This window comes from Nonomuraea sp. NPDC050202, from assembly GCF_040656115.1.
In the GTDB taxonomy this organism is placed as follows: Bacteria; Actinomycetota; Actinomycetes; order Streptosporangiales; family Streptosporangiaceae; genus Nonomuraea.
In genome coordinates this window covers 39,219-52,742 of record NZ_JBFALF010000050.1, presented here as the reverse complement: position 1 = coordinate 52,742, position 13,524 = coordinate 39,219, and the positions used below count along the sequence as shown (strand labels likewise).

Annotated in this window: 12 protein-coding genes and 1 pseudogene; 8 read left to right on the top strand and 5 right to left on the bottom strand. The window is 70.0% G+C overall.

Annotation, left to right across the window (positions count from 1 at the left end; translation table 11 throughout):
• The first annotated feature begins 49 nt into the window (after positions 1-49).
• Both wrbA and AB0I79_RS56795 read left to right on the top strand, forming a co-directional pair.
• Positions 50-730 carry an NAD(P)H:quinone oxidoreductase gene (wrbA, locus tag AB0I79_RS56800; protein ID WP_357893248.1) on the top strand — a complete coding sequence of 227 codons (681 nt, stop codon included), beginning with the start codon at positions 50-52 and terminating at the stop codon, positions 728-730.
• Positions 666-2,176, top strand: a pseudogene (locus AB0I79_RS56795) (MFS transporter). The gene wrbA and the pseudogene AB0I79_RS56795 overlap by 65 nt, the downstream one beginning before the upstream one ends.
• 278 nt (positions 2,177-2,454) lie before the next feature.
• Here the strand turns inward: AB0I79_RS56795 and AB0I79_RS56790 are convergent.
• Positions 2,455-2,826, bottom strand: a complete 372-nt coding sequence (locus AB0I79_RS56790) for a beta/gamma crystallin domain-containing protein (RefSeq protein WP_357893246.1) — start codon at positions 2,824-2,826, stop codon at positions 2,455-2,457.
• A 247-nt stretch (positions 2,827-3,073) separates the two neighbouring features.
• Here AB0I79_RS56790 and AB0I79_RS56785 point away from each other — a divergent pair, with 247 nt between their 5' ends.
• Positions 3,074-3,769 (top strand): TetR/AcrR family transcriptional regulator, encoded by a 696-nt coding sequence (locus AB0I79_RS56785; RefSeq protein WP_357893244.1) that lies wholly within the window; start codon positions 3,074-3,076, stop codon positions 3,767-3,769.
• Between the two features lie 141 nt (positions 3,770-3,910).
• On the opposite strand, the gene AB0I79_RS56780 is transcribed toward AB0I79_RS56785, so the two are convergent.
• From AB0I79_RS56780 to AB0I79_RS56765, 4 genes are all read right to left on the bottom strand, one after another.
• Positions 3,911-4,399 carry a S26 family signal peptidase gene (locus AB0I79_RS56780; RefSeq protein WP_357893242.1) on the bottom strand — a complete coding sequence of 163 codons (489 nt, stop codon included), beginning with the start codon at positions 4,397-4,399 and terminating at the stop codon, positions 3,911-3,913.
• Positions 4,396-6,276 (bottom strand): ABC transporter ATP-binding protein, encoded by a 1,881-nt coding sequence (locus tag AB0I79_RS56775; protein WP_357893240.1) that lies wholly within the window; start codon positions 6,274-6,276, stop codon positions 4,396-4,398. Before AB0I79_RS56775 ends, AB0I79_RS56780 begins: the two co-directional genes overlap by 4 nt.
• Positions 6,276-6,854 (bottom strand): TlpA disulfide reductase family protein, encoded by a 579-nt coding sequence (locus tag AB0I79_RS56770; protein ID WP_357893238.1) that lies wholly within the window; start codon positions 6,852-6,854, stop codon positions 6,276-6,278. The genes AB0I79_RS56775 and AB0I79_RS56770 overlap by 1 nt, the downstream gene beginning before the upstream one ends.
• Positions 6,855-6,915: 61 nt before the next feature.
• Entirely contained in the window at positions 6,916-7,440 is a 525-nt protein-coding gene (locus tag AB0I79_RS56765; RefSeq protein ID WP_357893236.1) for a MauE/DoxX family redox-associated membrane protein, read from the bottom strand.
• A gap of 787 nt (positions 7,441-8,227) precedes the next feature.
• On the opposite strand from AB0I79_RS56765, the gene AB0I79_RS56760 reads away from it, so the two are divergent.
• The 5 genes from AB0I79_RS56760 to AB0I79_RS56740 all read left to right on the top strand — a co-directional run bounded on the left by AB0I79_RS56760 (position 8,228) and on the right by AB0I79_RS56740 (position 13,496).
• A complete protein-coding gene (locus tag AB0I79_RS56760) occupies positions 8,228-9,070 on the top strand; it encodes a fused MFS/spermidine synthase (protein WP_357893234.1) in 843 nt (280 codons plus the stop codon).
• 329 nt (positions 9,071-9,399) lie between these two features.
• Entirely contained in the window at positions 9,400-10,818 is a 1,419-nt protein-coding gene (locus AB0I79_RS56755; protein ID WP_357893232.1) for a PqqD family protein, read from the top strand.
• A gap of 82 nt (positions 10,819-10,900) precedes the next feature.
• Complete coding sequence (locus tag AB0I79_RS56750; RefSeq protein WP_357893230.1) at positions 10,901-11,068, top strand: hypothetical protein; 168 nt, start codon at positions 10,901-10,903, stop codon at positions 11,066-11,068.
• A gap of 156 nt (positions 11,069-11,224) precedes the next feature.
• On the top strand, positions 11,225-12,121 hold the full coding sequence (locus AB0I79_RS56745; protein ID WP_357893228.1) for a hypothetical protein: 897 nt from the start codon (positions 11,225-11,227) through the stop codon (positions 12,119-12,121).
• Positions 12,114-13,496, top strand: a complete 1,383-nt coding sequence (locus AB0I79_RS56740; protein ID WP_357893226.1) for a lanthionine synthetase C family protein — start codon at positions 12,114-12,116, stop codon at positions 13,494-13,496. The genes AB0I79_RS56745 and AB0I79_RS56740 overlap by 8 nt, the downstream gene beginning before the upstream one ends.
• Positions 13,497-13,524 lie beyond the last annotated feature (28 nt).

The window sequence follows — 13,524 nt, the reverse complement described above, 5'->3', positions numbered from 1 at the left end:
ATAACTATTATGCGCATAACCAATCTTACTCGACATCGAGGAGCCGGGCATGACCGTGAAGGTCGCCGTCATCTACTACAGCGCGACAGGCACAGTGCACGCGCTCGCGCAGGCCGTCGCCGAGGGTGCCGCCTCGGCCGGGGCCGAGGTACGGCTGCGGCGGGTCGCCGAGCTGGCGCCCGACAGTGCGATTGACCAGAACCCGCTGTGGCGGCAGCACGCCGATGCCGCGGGGTCGATCCCTGAGGCCTCGATCGACGACCTGGCGTGGGCCGATGCGTTCGCATTCGGGACGCCGACGCGGTTCGGCGCTCCCGCCGCGCAGCTCAAGCAGTTCATCGACCAGGCCGGCGGGTTGTGGCACGAAGGCGGATTGGCCGACAAGCCGGTCACGGCCTTCACCTCGGCGTTCAACCGGCACGGCGGCAGCGAGGCCACGATCTTGTCGCTGGGCAACGTCTTCTACCACTGGGGCGCCCTGATCGTGCCGCCCGGGTTCACCGATCCGGCCGTGTACGCCGCTGGTGGCAACCCCTATGGCACGTCGCATGTGACCGGCCCGACCGGAGACGGCCCGGACACCGCGGTGCTCCGAGCGGCCAGGTACCAGGGGCAGCGGTTGGCCCGGATCACGATCCGGCTGCTGGGAAGCGGGCCCGTCACCGATGCCGCCGACGACGACGGGAACGCCCGCGAAACCCTGGCCGTGTCAGCCTCCCGGACCGCGTGAGCGGCTGGTTGGCAGGGAGGAAGTCATGACAACCGACATCGCGACGCGGCGGGCCGGGCCGCACACCGGGCCCGCCTGGTTGGTCCTGGCGTTGGCGTGTGCCTGCCAGTTCATGGTGATCCTGGATTCGTCCATCGTGAACGTGGCCCTGCCCTCGGTGCGCGAGGACCTCGGCTTCACACCCACCGGCCTGGCCTGGGTGGTGAACGGCTACCTGCTCGCCTTCGCCGGCTTGATGCTGCTGGGTGGCCGCGCCGCCGATCTGTACGGCCCGCGCCGGATGCTGCCGGGATGTTCCTGTTCTCCGCCTCGAGTCTGGTCGGCGGCCTGGCAACCGCTCCGGAGATCCTGGTGGCGGCTCGCCTCGCGCAGGGCATCGGAGCCGCCATGATGGCCCCGGCGACGCTGGCCGTGATCAACACCTCCTTCACCGATCCGAACGCGCGTGCCAAGGCGTTCGGCGCATGGTCCGCCGCGGGCGGTGTGGGCGGGCTGGTCGGCGCGGTCGCGGGCGGCGCCATCACCACTGGCCTGTCGTGGCGGTGGGTCTTCCTCATCAACGTGCCCATCGGCGCGGTGCTGATCGTCGCGGCCATGATGTCGCTGGCCGGCACGCGAAGGAGCGGGCGAGAGTCGCTCGACCTCACGGGCGCGGTCACGGGGACGGCGGGGCTGGCCGCGCTGATCTACGGGGTCATGCAGAGTGCCGATCACGGCTGGTCGTCGGGGCTGGTCCTCGGGCCGGTCGTGGCGGGCCTGCTCCTGCTCGTCGTCTTCACCGCGGTGGAGGCGCGCTTCGCCGCCCAGCCGATGGTGCCCCTGCGGCTGTTCAAGATCCGGGGGGTGGCGGTCGGCAACGGCATGCTGCTGATGTTCGGCGGAATCACCATCGCGATGTGGTACTTCACCTCGCTCTTCCTGCAGAACGTCCTCGGCTGCAGCGCGCTTCAAGCCGGGCTCGGGCAGACACCCGCAGCGGTGATGTTCATGATGATCGCGCGATGGGCCGCCGCCCTGCTGCCGCGCACCGGCGTGCGTCCTCTGTTGCTGTCCGGCAGCGCCTGCTTCCTGGCCGGATTCGGCTGGCTCTCCCTGGCTCATGCTGACAGCGGCTATGTCACCGGCGTGCTCGGGCCTACCCTGCTCATCGCGGTCGGCATCGGGCTGACCTTCCCCACCCTCATGGCCGCGGCGACCGCCGACGCTCCCGAGAGCGATGCGGGGATCATCGGCGGCCTGGCCCAAGCCGCCGGCCAGGTGGGCGGGTCGATCGGCCTGGCGGTGCTCGCGACGGCCGCCAGCGCCAGAGCGGCGTCGCAGGCCGGCGAAGGCTCCCCGGTCGCCGCCCTCGCCGCCGGATACGACCTGGTCTTCCTCATCGCGGCCGGGCTCGGCCTGGCCATCGCCGTGGTCAGCATGCTGCTGCCTCGGCACCGGCGCGGCTGACCGCCGGCGACGCCGCGGGATTCGTGCGCCACACTCAGGGCGCAGTGCCTGTACACGGCGATGCGCGCGCTTCTGGTCGGCGTCTGCCCTGACCGGGCCTCGATCATCCAGCTGGTCGGCGCGGTAACAGGATCACGCGAAGGTCGATTCATGCACCACGTCCGTGGACGTGACCCGGCGGTGCTGCGGTTCATCGGTTCCCGGGAGCTGGGGCAAGTGGCCCTGCCGGCTGGGGACGGCGGCCGGGCAGGACCGCCGCCCCCGATTTCTCCGGTGGTTCAGAGGATCCTGATCCCTTCTATCTGGACCCCGCCGGGGTGGTTGGGCCAGGTGAACACGGTGTACTTCGGGATCGGCTGAGCAGGCTGCCACCTTCCGTCCCCGTACCACTGGACGCGGTTGTTGCCAGTCCAGATCCGGGTGACCCACCACTGCTTCAGGACGTAGCGATCCTCTCCGGCGTTGGCGTAACAGTAGTCGCTTGACCGGTGGTTGGTCTGGTGGATCGTGGCGCGCACGAGGTCGTCCCGGCCGGCGCACGGGACTTCATTGATCGCGTACGCGGGCGTCGAGGTGGCGACGGTAAGGGGGACCGCCACCGCGATTGACGCCAAGGCGGCCAGGACCGCCCGTTTGGCGATTCGTTTCATGGAGATTCTCCTTTGTTGTGGATGGGGCAGTGGAAGCATTTGCATTGATGAGTTCGGGGTAAATGTCGCGAGGCCGGGTCCGAGATCGACTCCCCGTGGTCGCCGAGAAAAGCGTGGAACTGGCAGAAAAGGGCCGCGAGACGATCGGCATGAACGTCTCGTTCACTTAGCATCGTTTTGCGGCGATAACAATAGGGTGTTGGCGGAATAGTTATCGGTTGTGGCGGACGACCGTTAGCATCGATGCATGTGCAGCATGAACAAGCGGGAAGTGATCCTTGACGTCGCGGCGGACCTGCTGGCGCGTGAGGGAAGGGACGCGGTCTCGACCAGGGCGGTTTGCAATGCCGCCGGGGTCCAGGCGCCGATCCTGTACCGGCTGTTCGGTGACAAGCAGGGTCTGCTGGACGCCGTGGCCAGTCGCGGGCTCATGTCCTACCTCGCCGAGAAGCAGGGCATGACGCCCAGCGGCGACCCGGTGGAGGACCTGCGGCGCGGCTGGGACCTGCACATCGGGTTCGGCCTCGCCGAGCCCGCGCTGTACTCGCTGATCTACGGGAGCCCACGGCCGGGCGCCGAGCCCGACGGGGCGAAGCAGGCCGCGGAGATCCTCGCCGGGCTGGTGCACCGTGTCGCCCTGGCCGGCCGGCTCCGCGTGCCGGAGGAGCGGGCGGCGCGCGTGATCCACGCGGCCGGCCGTGGCACCACGCTGGCCTTGATCGCCACACCAGAAGCGGAGCGTGACATGGACGCCGCCCGGATCGTCCGCGAAGCGGTCATCCAAGCGATCACCGATCCCGCCCCGGCCGCCTCCGCGCGAAGCGGGGACGACGTCGTGGCCGGCGCCATCACCCTGAAGGCCGCCCTCGCGGACCTGACGGTCCTCAGCCCTTCCGAGAGCCAGCTGCTGGGTGACTGGCTCGATCGGATCATCGACGGTTGACCAAGACGGAGACCGCTCGGCAGGACGCCCCAGATGCGGGCGGCGCTCAGGTCGTGGGTCTTGTCCGGCAGCGCGCGTCCAAGCGGGCTACGTCCTTCGAAGTAGGCTGCCCACGGCGCGGTTCTGCCAAGTAACCGCGGTTCAGAGGGGCGGCGAGTCGTGCCCCGGGAAGGTGGCTCCTGGCAGCCTTCTGAGGGCGATGCCGAGGATTCGGTCGGCGGGGTAGGGGCCGTTCAAACGAGAGTCGTTGCTCGCGTTGTTGTCGCCGAGGACGATCAACGTGCCGCCGGGGACGGCCCGCAGGGTGCCTGCCGCCTCCTGCGCCGGTGGGGGGATCGGGTCGCCGGGGAGTGCCGCGACTCGTTTGACCTGCCATTGCGTTCGCGTCGGCAGCGGGGCGAGGACCGTGACCTCGGGGGAGACGGGGACGCGTGGTGGTTCCAGCACCACGATGTCACCGACCTGCAACGCGGTGATGCCGCACCGGCGTACGAGGAGCTTCTCGCCGGGGTGAAGGGTGGGCGTCATGCTGGTCCCGGACACGGTGACGACCACGAGGTGCCGCCGTACGAGGACGGTCGCCACCAGGAACACTGCGGTCACCGCCAGCGCGGAGGTCAGGGCGATCACGGGATCGGGTGCGGCTCGTGGCCGGTGTCGTAGCCCGACGCCTGCATGCGGAAGAGCCGGGCGTAGGTGCCGTCGTACGCCATCAGCTCGTCGTGGGTGCCTTGTTCGGTGATGCGGCCGTCGTCGAGGATGGCGATGCGGTCGGCCATCCGCACCCCGTTGAGCCGGTGGGAGATGATCACGCTGGTGGTGCCGTGGCGGTGTTCGACCAGCCGCCGGTGGATGGTGTGTTCGGCTTCGGCGTCCAGGCCGGAGCTGGGTTCGTCCAGGATGAGCAGGTCGCGGCGGCCGCGCATCAGGCCGCGGGCCAGGGCGATCCGCTGCCACTGGCCGCCGGACAAGGTCATTCCCGTGGTGGAGCCGTCGGAGTCGGAGCTCATGAAGAACATCCGGCTCAACAGGGTGTCGTAGCCATGGGGGAGGGCGGCGATGGTGGCGTCCACTTCGGCGGATGCCGCGGCGGCGCGGATCTTGTCCCGGTCGTGCAGGGCGGGCAGGTCGCCGATGCCGATGTTGTCCGCAGCCGTGAAGTCGTAGTTCATGTGGTCCTGGAAGACCGTGCCGATGCGTTCGCGCAGGTCGGCGACGGGGATGTGGCGGATGTCGATGCCGTCCCAGCTGATCGAGCCCCGGGTCGGCTCGTACAACCGGCACAGGAGTTTGACCAGGGTGCTCTTGCCGGCGCCGTTCACGCCGACCAGGGCCAGCAGCGAGCCGGCCGGGATCTGCAGGTCGACCCCGCGCAGCACCCAGGGTTTGTCCGGGTCGTAACGGAACCACACGTCGCGCAGCTCGATCGTGCCCCGTAACGGCGGCGCGGGCACAGGGTGGGCCGGTGTGGTCAGGTCCGGCTCGGCGTTGAGGATGGCGAGGTAGTGGCCGAACTGCAGCAGCGCCTGATGCCCGCCGGCCAGCTGGGCGACCAGCCCGGACAACCCGGTCTGCACCCCGGCGACGGCCGCGATGAAAACGATCACATCGCCTGGGGTCAGCAGACCGGCGCGGGCCTGCAGGATGCCCCAGACCAGGCCGGCGCCGGAGACGGCAGCGGTCAGCGCGGCCAGCGCGAACTGGGTGTGGAACACCCGCCGGTCCAGCCGTCGCTGTGCGGCGTTGACCTGGCGCAGCTCGCCCAGCATCCGCGAGCGGATGAAGTCCGCCAGGCCGAACAGCCGGATCTCCTTGGCGGCGGTGCGGTCGATCATCAGCTGGGAGTAGAACACCTGCCGCCGCTCGTGCGGGCTGATGGTCCACATCATCCGGCTCCGCCTGGCGCTCAAGCTCAACTCGGCGGCGATCACCGGGATGGCCGAGGCCAGCACCACCGCGGCCATGACAGGACTGACCGCCAGCAGCGAGCCGGTGAACCCCAGCATGGTGACCGCGGTGCGCACGCCGCCCAGGGAGGCGTCCAGGATCGTTTGGGGTGACATCTCACCGGCTTGCTGAGCCAGCCGGATCCGGTCGTGAAAGACCGGGTTCTCGAACCTGGACAGCCCGGCCAGGCGGGACAACGCCGCGTACAGCCGGTCTCGGCTGTGCAGCCGGACGGAGCGGCCCATTTCGGCATCGACGTAGTGGAAGAGATGCGGCAAGGCCGCCGCGATCAGTCCAAGCCCGGCCAGTAGCGCGCTCTGCCCGAGCAGCCAGCCGATGGGCCGCTGTCGCCCCAGCAGCTCATCCAGTATCTGTTTGGTCAGCCACGCGACCGCGACGGGCGTGGCGCCCATGACCAGTGCCCCGGCCAGCTGCGCGGCAAGCAGTGCGGGCCGGGCCCGCCAGGCCAGTCCAAGCGCGATCACACATCGTTCCCGCCAGCTCGACTCGCCCGCCGCGTACCCGGCCACATCACCCATGGCCTGATCAACTGCGCGCATCACACCGAGACGGCCTGCTGCGAGCGCGCCAGAGCGGCAACGCCGCCGGCGCCGGTCTGGACTGTGCCGTCCTGTCCGAGCAAGACGAACAAGGGCCAGCGCCGCACGCTGAACGCGGTCGTCAGCGGACCCTCCTCCGGCTCGACCACCACGCGGGCCATCGGTGAGACGGCCTCGACGACGTCCGCGACCTCGTCGGCCGGTCCGGAGACCACCACCAGGTTCTGTTCCCGCCCGCCCGGCACGGTGGCGGCGTACTCGACGAAACGGGGAAGCTCTTCATGGCAGGCCGGGCATCCGGTGGAGAAGAACCCGACCAGCAGCGGACCTTCCACCCCACTCACCCCGGCTGGATCGCGCAAGGTGATCTCGGCGCCGTCCAGCGTCTTCGCGGTGAAATCGGCGATCCGCGTACCCGGCTCGGGGAGGAGTCTGCGCCCGGCGAGGTTGTCCATACCCGCGCGTGCCCAGGTGTCGTCGTACTCCCGCAACCGCCGTAGAACAGCCAGCATCAACAACAGGTTGAGCCCGCCCAGCACGCCGACCACGACAACCGCCGCGATCAACACCGCATCCATCGACCCCTCCTCCTTCGGAAGACCACGTGCTCAGAAGTTCGGCGCTCCGGCGGCAACGCCTTCAACGGGGAAGGACCGCCGACACAAGATCGTCATAGGAGATGACCAGAGCGGCCAGGATCACCGCCACGAACCCGGACACCATCAAAGCTGCCGGGTTCCACCCCAGGGCTGTGGCCGGCGTGGTCCCCGTGACACCCAGCGCCGCGATCAACAACAAGATCGCGTTACGCACCAGGTGCCGCCTGCCCAGCGGCTGCGTCGACGCGCCGAAACACCGGCAGCTCACCGACGTACCCCGCCGCAGAACTGAACTGATGGCCATCGTGAAGACGATCAACAGCGCCGCCCCGGCAGCCGAACCCGCGAGCGCGGTGACATCGGCCACCAGCAGCACCGCTGTGGCCAGCTCGCACGTGATCACCGCCGCGGCGACAGCGGGTCTCCAGCGCGGTTTCACGCCGAACGCCCCCAGCGACGCCTGGAATGCGGCTCGATCCCGCCGCCCCCGCACCTTGCTCACCGCCGCGGCGAAGAACACCACCGCAAGCAGCACCCGGCAACCGAAGCCGACGTAAGCAATCACTATTCCGACTCCCTTCCGGCGAGGGTCAAAGTCAGGTGGTGCTCATGGTGATCGGCCGGCCCCCTCAGGGGACGATTGCTCCTTGAATTCTGCTTGGTCCCGAGAATCGTGCTCCGGTGCCGGGCTCGAAAGCGGCCTGCACCCGCGGCGGGTGTGGGACCAAGCAGAATTTCAAGGATTGCAGCGTGATGGAGCTCTAGGCAGTACAACAGCCCGTGGTCACTCTGTCGCAGTTGCTGTAGAGCGTGTACAGCGTGCGTGGGTAGATTGCGCCCCCCAGCCTGCATTGCGGGGAGCTGCAATATCTTTCGTACTCGCAGCCTCCCGCATTGGCAACCGCCTTGGGTGCGAGGAGCGTGAGAAGCCTGTCGCCCATGGACGCGAAAGCAGTTCTCATGCCGTGCCACCTCTCAGTGTTCGTTTTCCTCGGATGCTCTCCTTCGAAAGTATTGACGCGAGGACCGCGAGTTCAAAGGGCGCGAGGAGGGCATCTACCGGACATTTGCCGGGCACCTGTGTCATTAGCTGATGCCGGTGAGGCGGTGTGCCGCAAGTGGTCGAGCAGTTCAGGGGACATTCGCGTGGCCGGGGTGGCAACCTCGCGCGAGATTCTGAGATGCGGGGACGGATGTCCGGCGCTTGAAATGTCCGGCAAATGGCCTGCCGCTGGCCTGGAACCATCACTCATGCCGACCTAAGCTCAGGCGTAGTAAGAATAACCCGCCGGCCGGTTCATGAACGGGCGCGCGTGCATTGCCGTCAGGTCGCCAGAAAGGTCCGTTGCGCTATGACCGTCTATGAACGGCCCAAAGACGCGGTGAGCGTATCGACTGATTTCGGCACGGTCGACCTGACGCCGGATCCCCGTCGCCCCGGATTCTGGGTGCTGTTGTTCGACTATTTCCCGCAGTCCTATGTGGACCTCGCCGACCCACGCCATCTGAAACTCAAGTATGTGCGGTGGCTCGCGTCGATCGCAGACCGTGTCGCGGACCCTGGTGCGCCGATCAAGGCGCTGCACCTGGGTGGCGGAGGCCTCACGCTCCCGCGGTACGTGGCCGCCACCCGGCGGGGGTCGGCTCAACTGGTCGTCGATCGGGACGCCGCGCTGATGGAGACGGTCAGGAGAGTGCTGCCGTTGCCGTCTGATGCCGCGATGGAGATCCGCATCGCGGACGCGCGGGACGCCATGCGGTTCGCGCGTCCGCGGACCTACGATCTCATCGTCACGGACGTGCTGATCCGGACCGGGGTACCCGCGCGGCTCACGAGTCTGGAGTTCGCCACCGCGGTGGCAGGGGCACTGAAGCAGGGCGGGTATTACGCGCTGAACATTCTGGATTCGGTACCTTTCGCATTCGCGCGTCGTCAGGTTGCGACCTTACGTGCGGTGTTCGGCGATGTGTGCCTGTTCTGTGAGCCCGATGTGCTGCACGGCGGCCGGATCGGAAATCTCGTGCTCGCGGGCGCGAACGGCAGCCTGCCGGCGTGGACGCCGGCCGAGTGGGCGGAGCGTGCGCCCGCTCCCGTGCGACTGCTCAGTGGTGGCGAGCTGGATCGCTTCGTCGGCGACGCCAAGCCGGTGGCGGACGCGGACGCAGTCGATTCGCCACCAGCGGTACCTCCTTGAGCCTGACTGCGATGACGGAGCCGGCCGCGACCTGCGCTCACAACGCGTGAAGCCGATCTGAAGCAACCGGTGGTTAGCCTGCGCAACATCGACGATCAGAAAGGAAATTGGTGATCATGACATCACTGCCCGACCCTCGCGAACTCATCCGTTCCAGCAAGTCGCTCGAGGCGCCGAACGTGACCTCGGACAACCCGGCCGAGCGTGGCTGGTACCCGCGTGACCGTGGTCCGCACCGTCCCAGCGCGTGATCCGGTGGCCGGGTGCCGCCGGCACCCGGCCACCTCCCCGGACGGTCCCAAGAGCATCGGAGAGGAAGGTAGTTCCGCATGACGCGGCGCGACATCTGGCAGGAGGTGGAGCGGCTGCTCGGCACGGACGCGGAATACGGCGACTCCGCCGCCATCGAGCGGCGCGTCCTCGGGCGGCTGCGAGTCGGCCTCACCCTGCTGGCCGAGCTGAGGCCGCAGACGTCCGAGGCGGTGCGGCGGTGCGCGGCCTCGTCCGACGCGGACCTGCGGGTGATGAGCCGCGATCCGGTGCTGCGGAACGCGTTCGAGAGCGACCTGCAGGCCCTGACCGCGCAGTCGGACGCCGGCCCGCTCCTGCCCGGCCTGCTGCCGGCGGACGGCGGCTACGCGGTGAGCCGGGCGGCCGCCGGAGCCGGCGGCTACGCCTGGCGCTCGACCGGCTCTGCCTGGGTGTGGACCGAGGCGAGCCGGCGCAGGGGTGATCCTGTCGCCGAACGCCTGTGGTTCCTGCTCGACGAGCAGTTCCCCGACCGGTCGGCGGCCGTGCCGATCAAGCCCTCCGCCGCCGAACTCACGGTGATCGAAGAGGCGGCGGACCTGCTCACGGCGCTGATGCCGGCCGTCGGACCGGGCGTCCTGGGAAACGTCGGCATGGTGGGGCTCGCGCGGGACGAGGGGACGGACGGGCCGCTGCACTCCGTGTCCGGCGGGGACCGCTTCCCGTCCACCGTCTTCATCGCGCCGGAGAAGCTCCGCAACGTCTGGGACGCGGCGGGGGCGCTGCTGCACGAGGGCCTCCACCTCACCCTCTTCGAGATCATCCGGTGCGGTGCGGTGGTCCTGGACCACGTCGACACGACATCGGACGTCGTACCGATCCCGTGGCGGCGGGAGGCGTGGTCGCTGATGCGGGTGCTGTTCGCCCTGCACGTGTACGTCCATCTCGCCGTCTTCCACGGCCTGGCCCGCTCGGCCGGCGCCGAGGTCCGGCGACGGTTCGGGGAGCCGCCGGCGGACGCCGCCCTCAGCCGCGCGACCTTCGGCGGCGCGCGCTACTCGACGCCCGAACTGCGCGCCCGCTACCTCGCCGAGCAACTCGCGCAGCGATCGGAACTCTTCACCGCCTACGGCCACGAGCTCACCGCATGGCTGGTCAGGGCTCTCGACCTGCTCGCGCCGGCCGCTCCCGGCGGCCAGGCGGGCACGACGTTCCAGGCCGTCGCCCCGATCGCCGCCGTGCCGCTGCCGGAGCAGCGACGGCTCGTCGTCGCGCTCGCCGATCCGCCCCGGGTGCGCTGGCTCAACCCCTCCGCCTGGCTCGTGTACAGCCTCTGCGACGGCCGGGACGGCGCGGCGATCAGGAAGGAGTACGCCGAGTCGGTCGCCGACGTCGTCCCGCCCGCCGAGGCGCTCCGCCAGGTCGACGCGGCCCTCCACGCCCTCGTCGGCGACGGCATGGTCGTCACCCGCCACGAGGCGCTGCCGGCGACGTCCTGAGGGCGGCGCACCCGGCACCGCAAGCTTCCCTCTTCACACCATCACGCCCTGCCGGGCACGACACAGAAGAAAGGTGACCGCTGTGACCGTCACGCAGACCGAACCCACGATCGACGACCTCGACGAGTTCGATCTGGATCTCCAGATCTCCATCCTGCCCGAGGGAACCCAGCCCGTCGGACGGCACACCCATTGGCACTCCTGCGCGCCGTGCGTCTCGATCACCTCATGGCCCAACAGGTGCTGCTGAGCACCAGGTGACCCGCCCGTCGCGACCCAGCGCCCAGCCGGTCGCGACGGGACGGCCCCGGCCGACGACCAGCGAATGAGAGGTGTCTCCATGCCCGCAGGGCGGGTCATAGCGGTCTCCCCGAGAAAGAGCGGAACACATCTTCTGCAGGAGTTGATGATCCTGCTCGGCTACCACACCGACGGTGAGGCGGTCCCGCCGCGAGAGGCCGTGGTGGCGTTGAGCCTGCGCCAGCGGATCGAGCTGGCCGGCCAGTACATGCATCCCGACGAAGTGGCCAGGCTCGACCACCGCGCGGACCGCGAGGGGTTCGTCCAGGCCACCAACCTCCTGTGGTTCCAGGTCGCCGAACTGTGGCGGGCCAAGCTCGCCGCGGGCAACGTGTGCCACACCAAACTGGCCTACCCCGAGCTGGACCAGCCCGTGCCGATGCACCCGGAGGCCTGGGGGCGGCCCTTCGCCACCACTCCGCCCGGCATCTGCTGGACGTTCCACGCGCTCGACATCTGGCGGGTGGATCCCGTGTTCTTCAGGGAGTGGGAGGGCCCGTCAGGGCCGCGCATCGTCCTGGGCTACCGCGACCCGCGTGACACGCTCGTCTCGATGGCGACGTTCCTGTCCGGCGAGGGCGGCCACGCGCTCGGCCGCCAGCCCGAGGCCGCCGTGTTCCGCCCCATCCTGCGGAGCATGCCGACCATGTCCGACCGGATCACCTACCTCCTCCGCGACCCGGCCATCCCGCTGCTGCCCGACTTCGACGCCGCCATCAGCCTGTTCCACCATCCGCACGTGTGCGCCGTGTCGTTCGAGGAGCTGATCGGCGAGCAGGGCGGCGGCAGCGCGGAACGACAGCTCGCCGCGGTGCGGCGGGTCGCCGAGCACGTCGGGACCGACATGGATCCCGAGGTCGTCGCCCAGAAGGTGTTCAACCGCAACGCTTACAGCTTCCACCGAGGCCAGATCGGCGCCTGGCGGGAGGTGTTCACCGCGGAGCACCACCGGCTCTTCGCCGCCCGGTTCGGCCACCTCCTGGAGATCTTCCACTATGACTGACACCGATCTGCTGCCCTCCGCGACGGCGTCGAGGGCCCGCAAGGTCGCGGTGGAGATCCTGCACCGCCTCTGCGACAGGGAACTGGTCGTCGAGGCGGGGCAGGCGGCCTCGGCGATGGTCGGCCGCCCCGTGTGGGAGCCCGGTGCGGCGCTGTACGCGGGCGCCGCCGGCAGCGCGCTCGCCTTCGCGCACGCCGCCCGCGCCTGCCCGGACTCCGCCGGCCACTGGTGGGCGCAGGCCCACCAGTGGCTCAAGCTGGCCGCCGCGAGCACCCGCGAGCGCCCGCTGCGGCGCCCCGGGCTGTCGCTCGGGACCACCGGCATCGCGTTCGCCGTGGCCGGATGCGACGAGGACGACCGGTACGTCCGGACGCTGCGCGGCCTGGACACCCGGCTGGCCGAACAGCTCGCCCGGTTCGGCCCCTCCGCCGGCCGCGCCCTGATCGTGCACGACTACGACGTGATCAGCGGGCTGGCCGGGATCCTCGGCTACGCCTGCCGCCGGCCCGCGGGCACCGCCGTACAGCGGATCACCGCGCGCGGCGTCGAGCGCCTCGTCGCCCGCTGCGCCACCGACGGCCCCGACGGCGGGGCGCTCAGCACCTCCCGGTGGAGGCCCTGGCGGATCGCGCCGGAGAACTACGGACGGGAAGGGGAACGGGAGCTGCATCCCCACGGCTACGTGGACCTCGGCCTGGCCCACGGCGTTCCGGGGCCGCTGGCGGCGCTCAGCCGGGCCTGGCTCGCCGGCCACCGGGCCCCCGGGCTGCGCGAGGCGATCCGCGCCCTCGCCGACCAGCTCGTCGCGGCCTCCTGGCCGGGCGAGCACGGCCGCACCTGGTCGCGGGTCATGCCGTTCGACGCGTCGGGTGAGATCGCGCCCAGCCTGCGACAGCCGGCCGATCCCGCGTACTGCTACGGCGCCCCCGGCATCACCTCGGCGCTGCTCGACGCTGCCGAGGCGCTCGGCGACGAATCCGTACGGGCCGCCGCGATCGAGGGCTTCGAGACCGCCCTGCTCCAGATGGAGGCACGGCCGCGCAGGACCGGTCCAGGGCTGTGCCACGGTCTCGCGGGAGTGCTGCTGATCTGCAGGAAGTTCGCCACGCGGACCCGCAGCGCGGCGGCCAGGGCGGCGCTGGAGCGCCTGGTCGACCGGCTGCTCGGCGGCTGCGACCCGAGCCACCCCCTGATCGTGCGGGACTACAAGCCGCAGGTGGCCGGCGAGCCGGGCTCGGTGCTCGCCGCCAGCCCCGACGGCGCCTGGATCGACCACCCCGGACTCCTGGACGGCGCAGCGGGCGTCGCGCTGGCGCTGCTGTCCGTCGCCGAGCGGGTGCCACCCCGCTGGGCCCACGCCCTGCTGGCCGGCTGACCCGGGCCCCGGAACGGCGAGCGAGCAC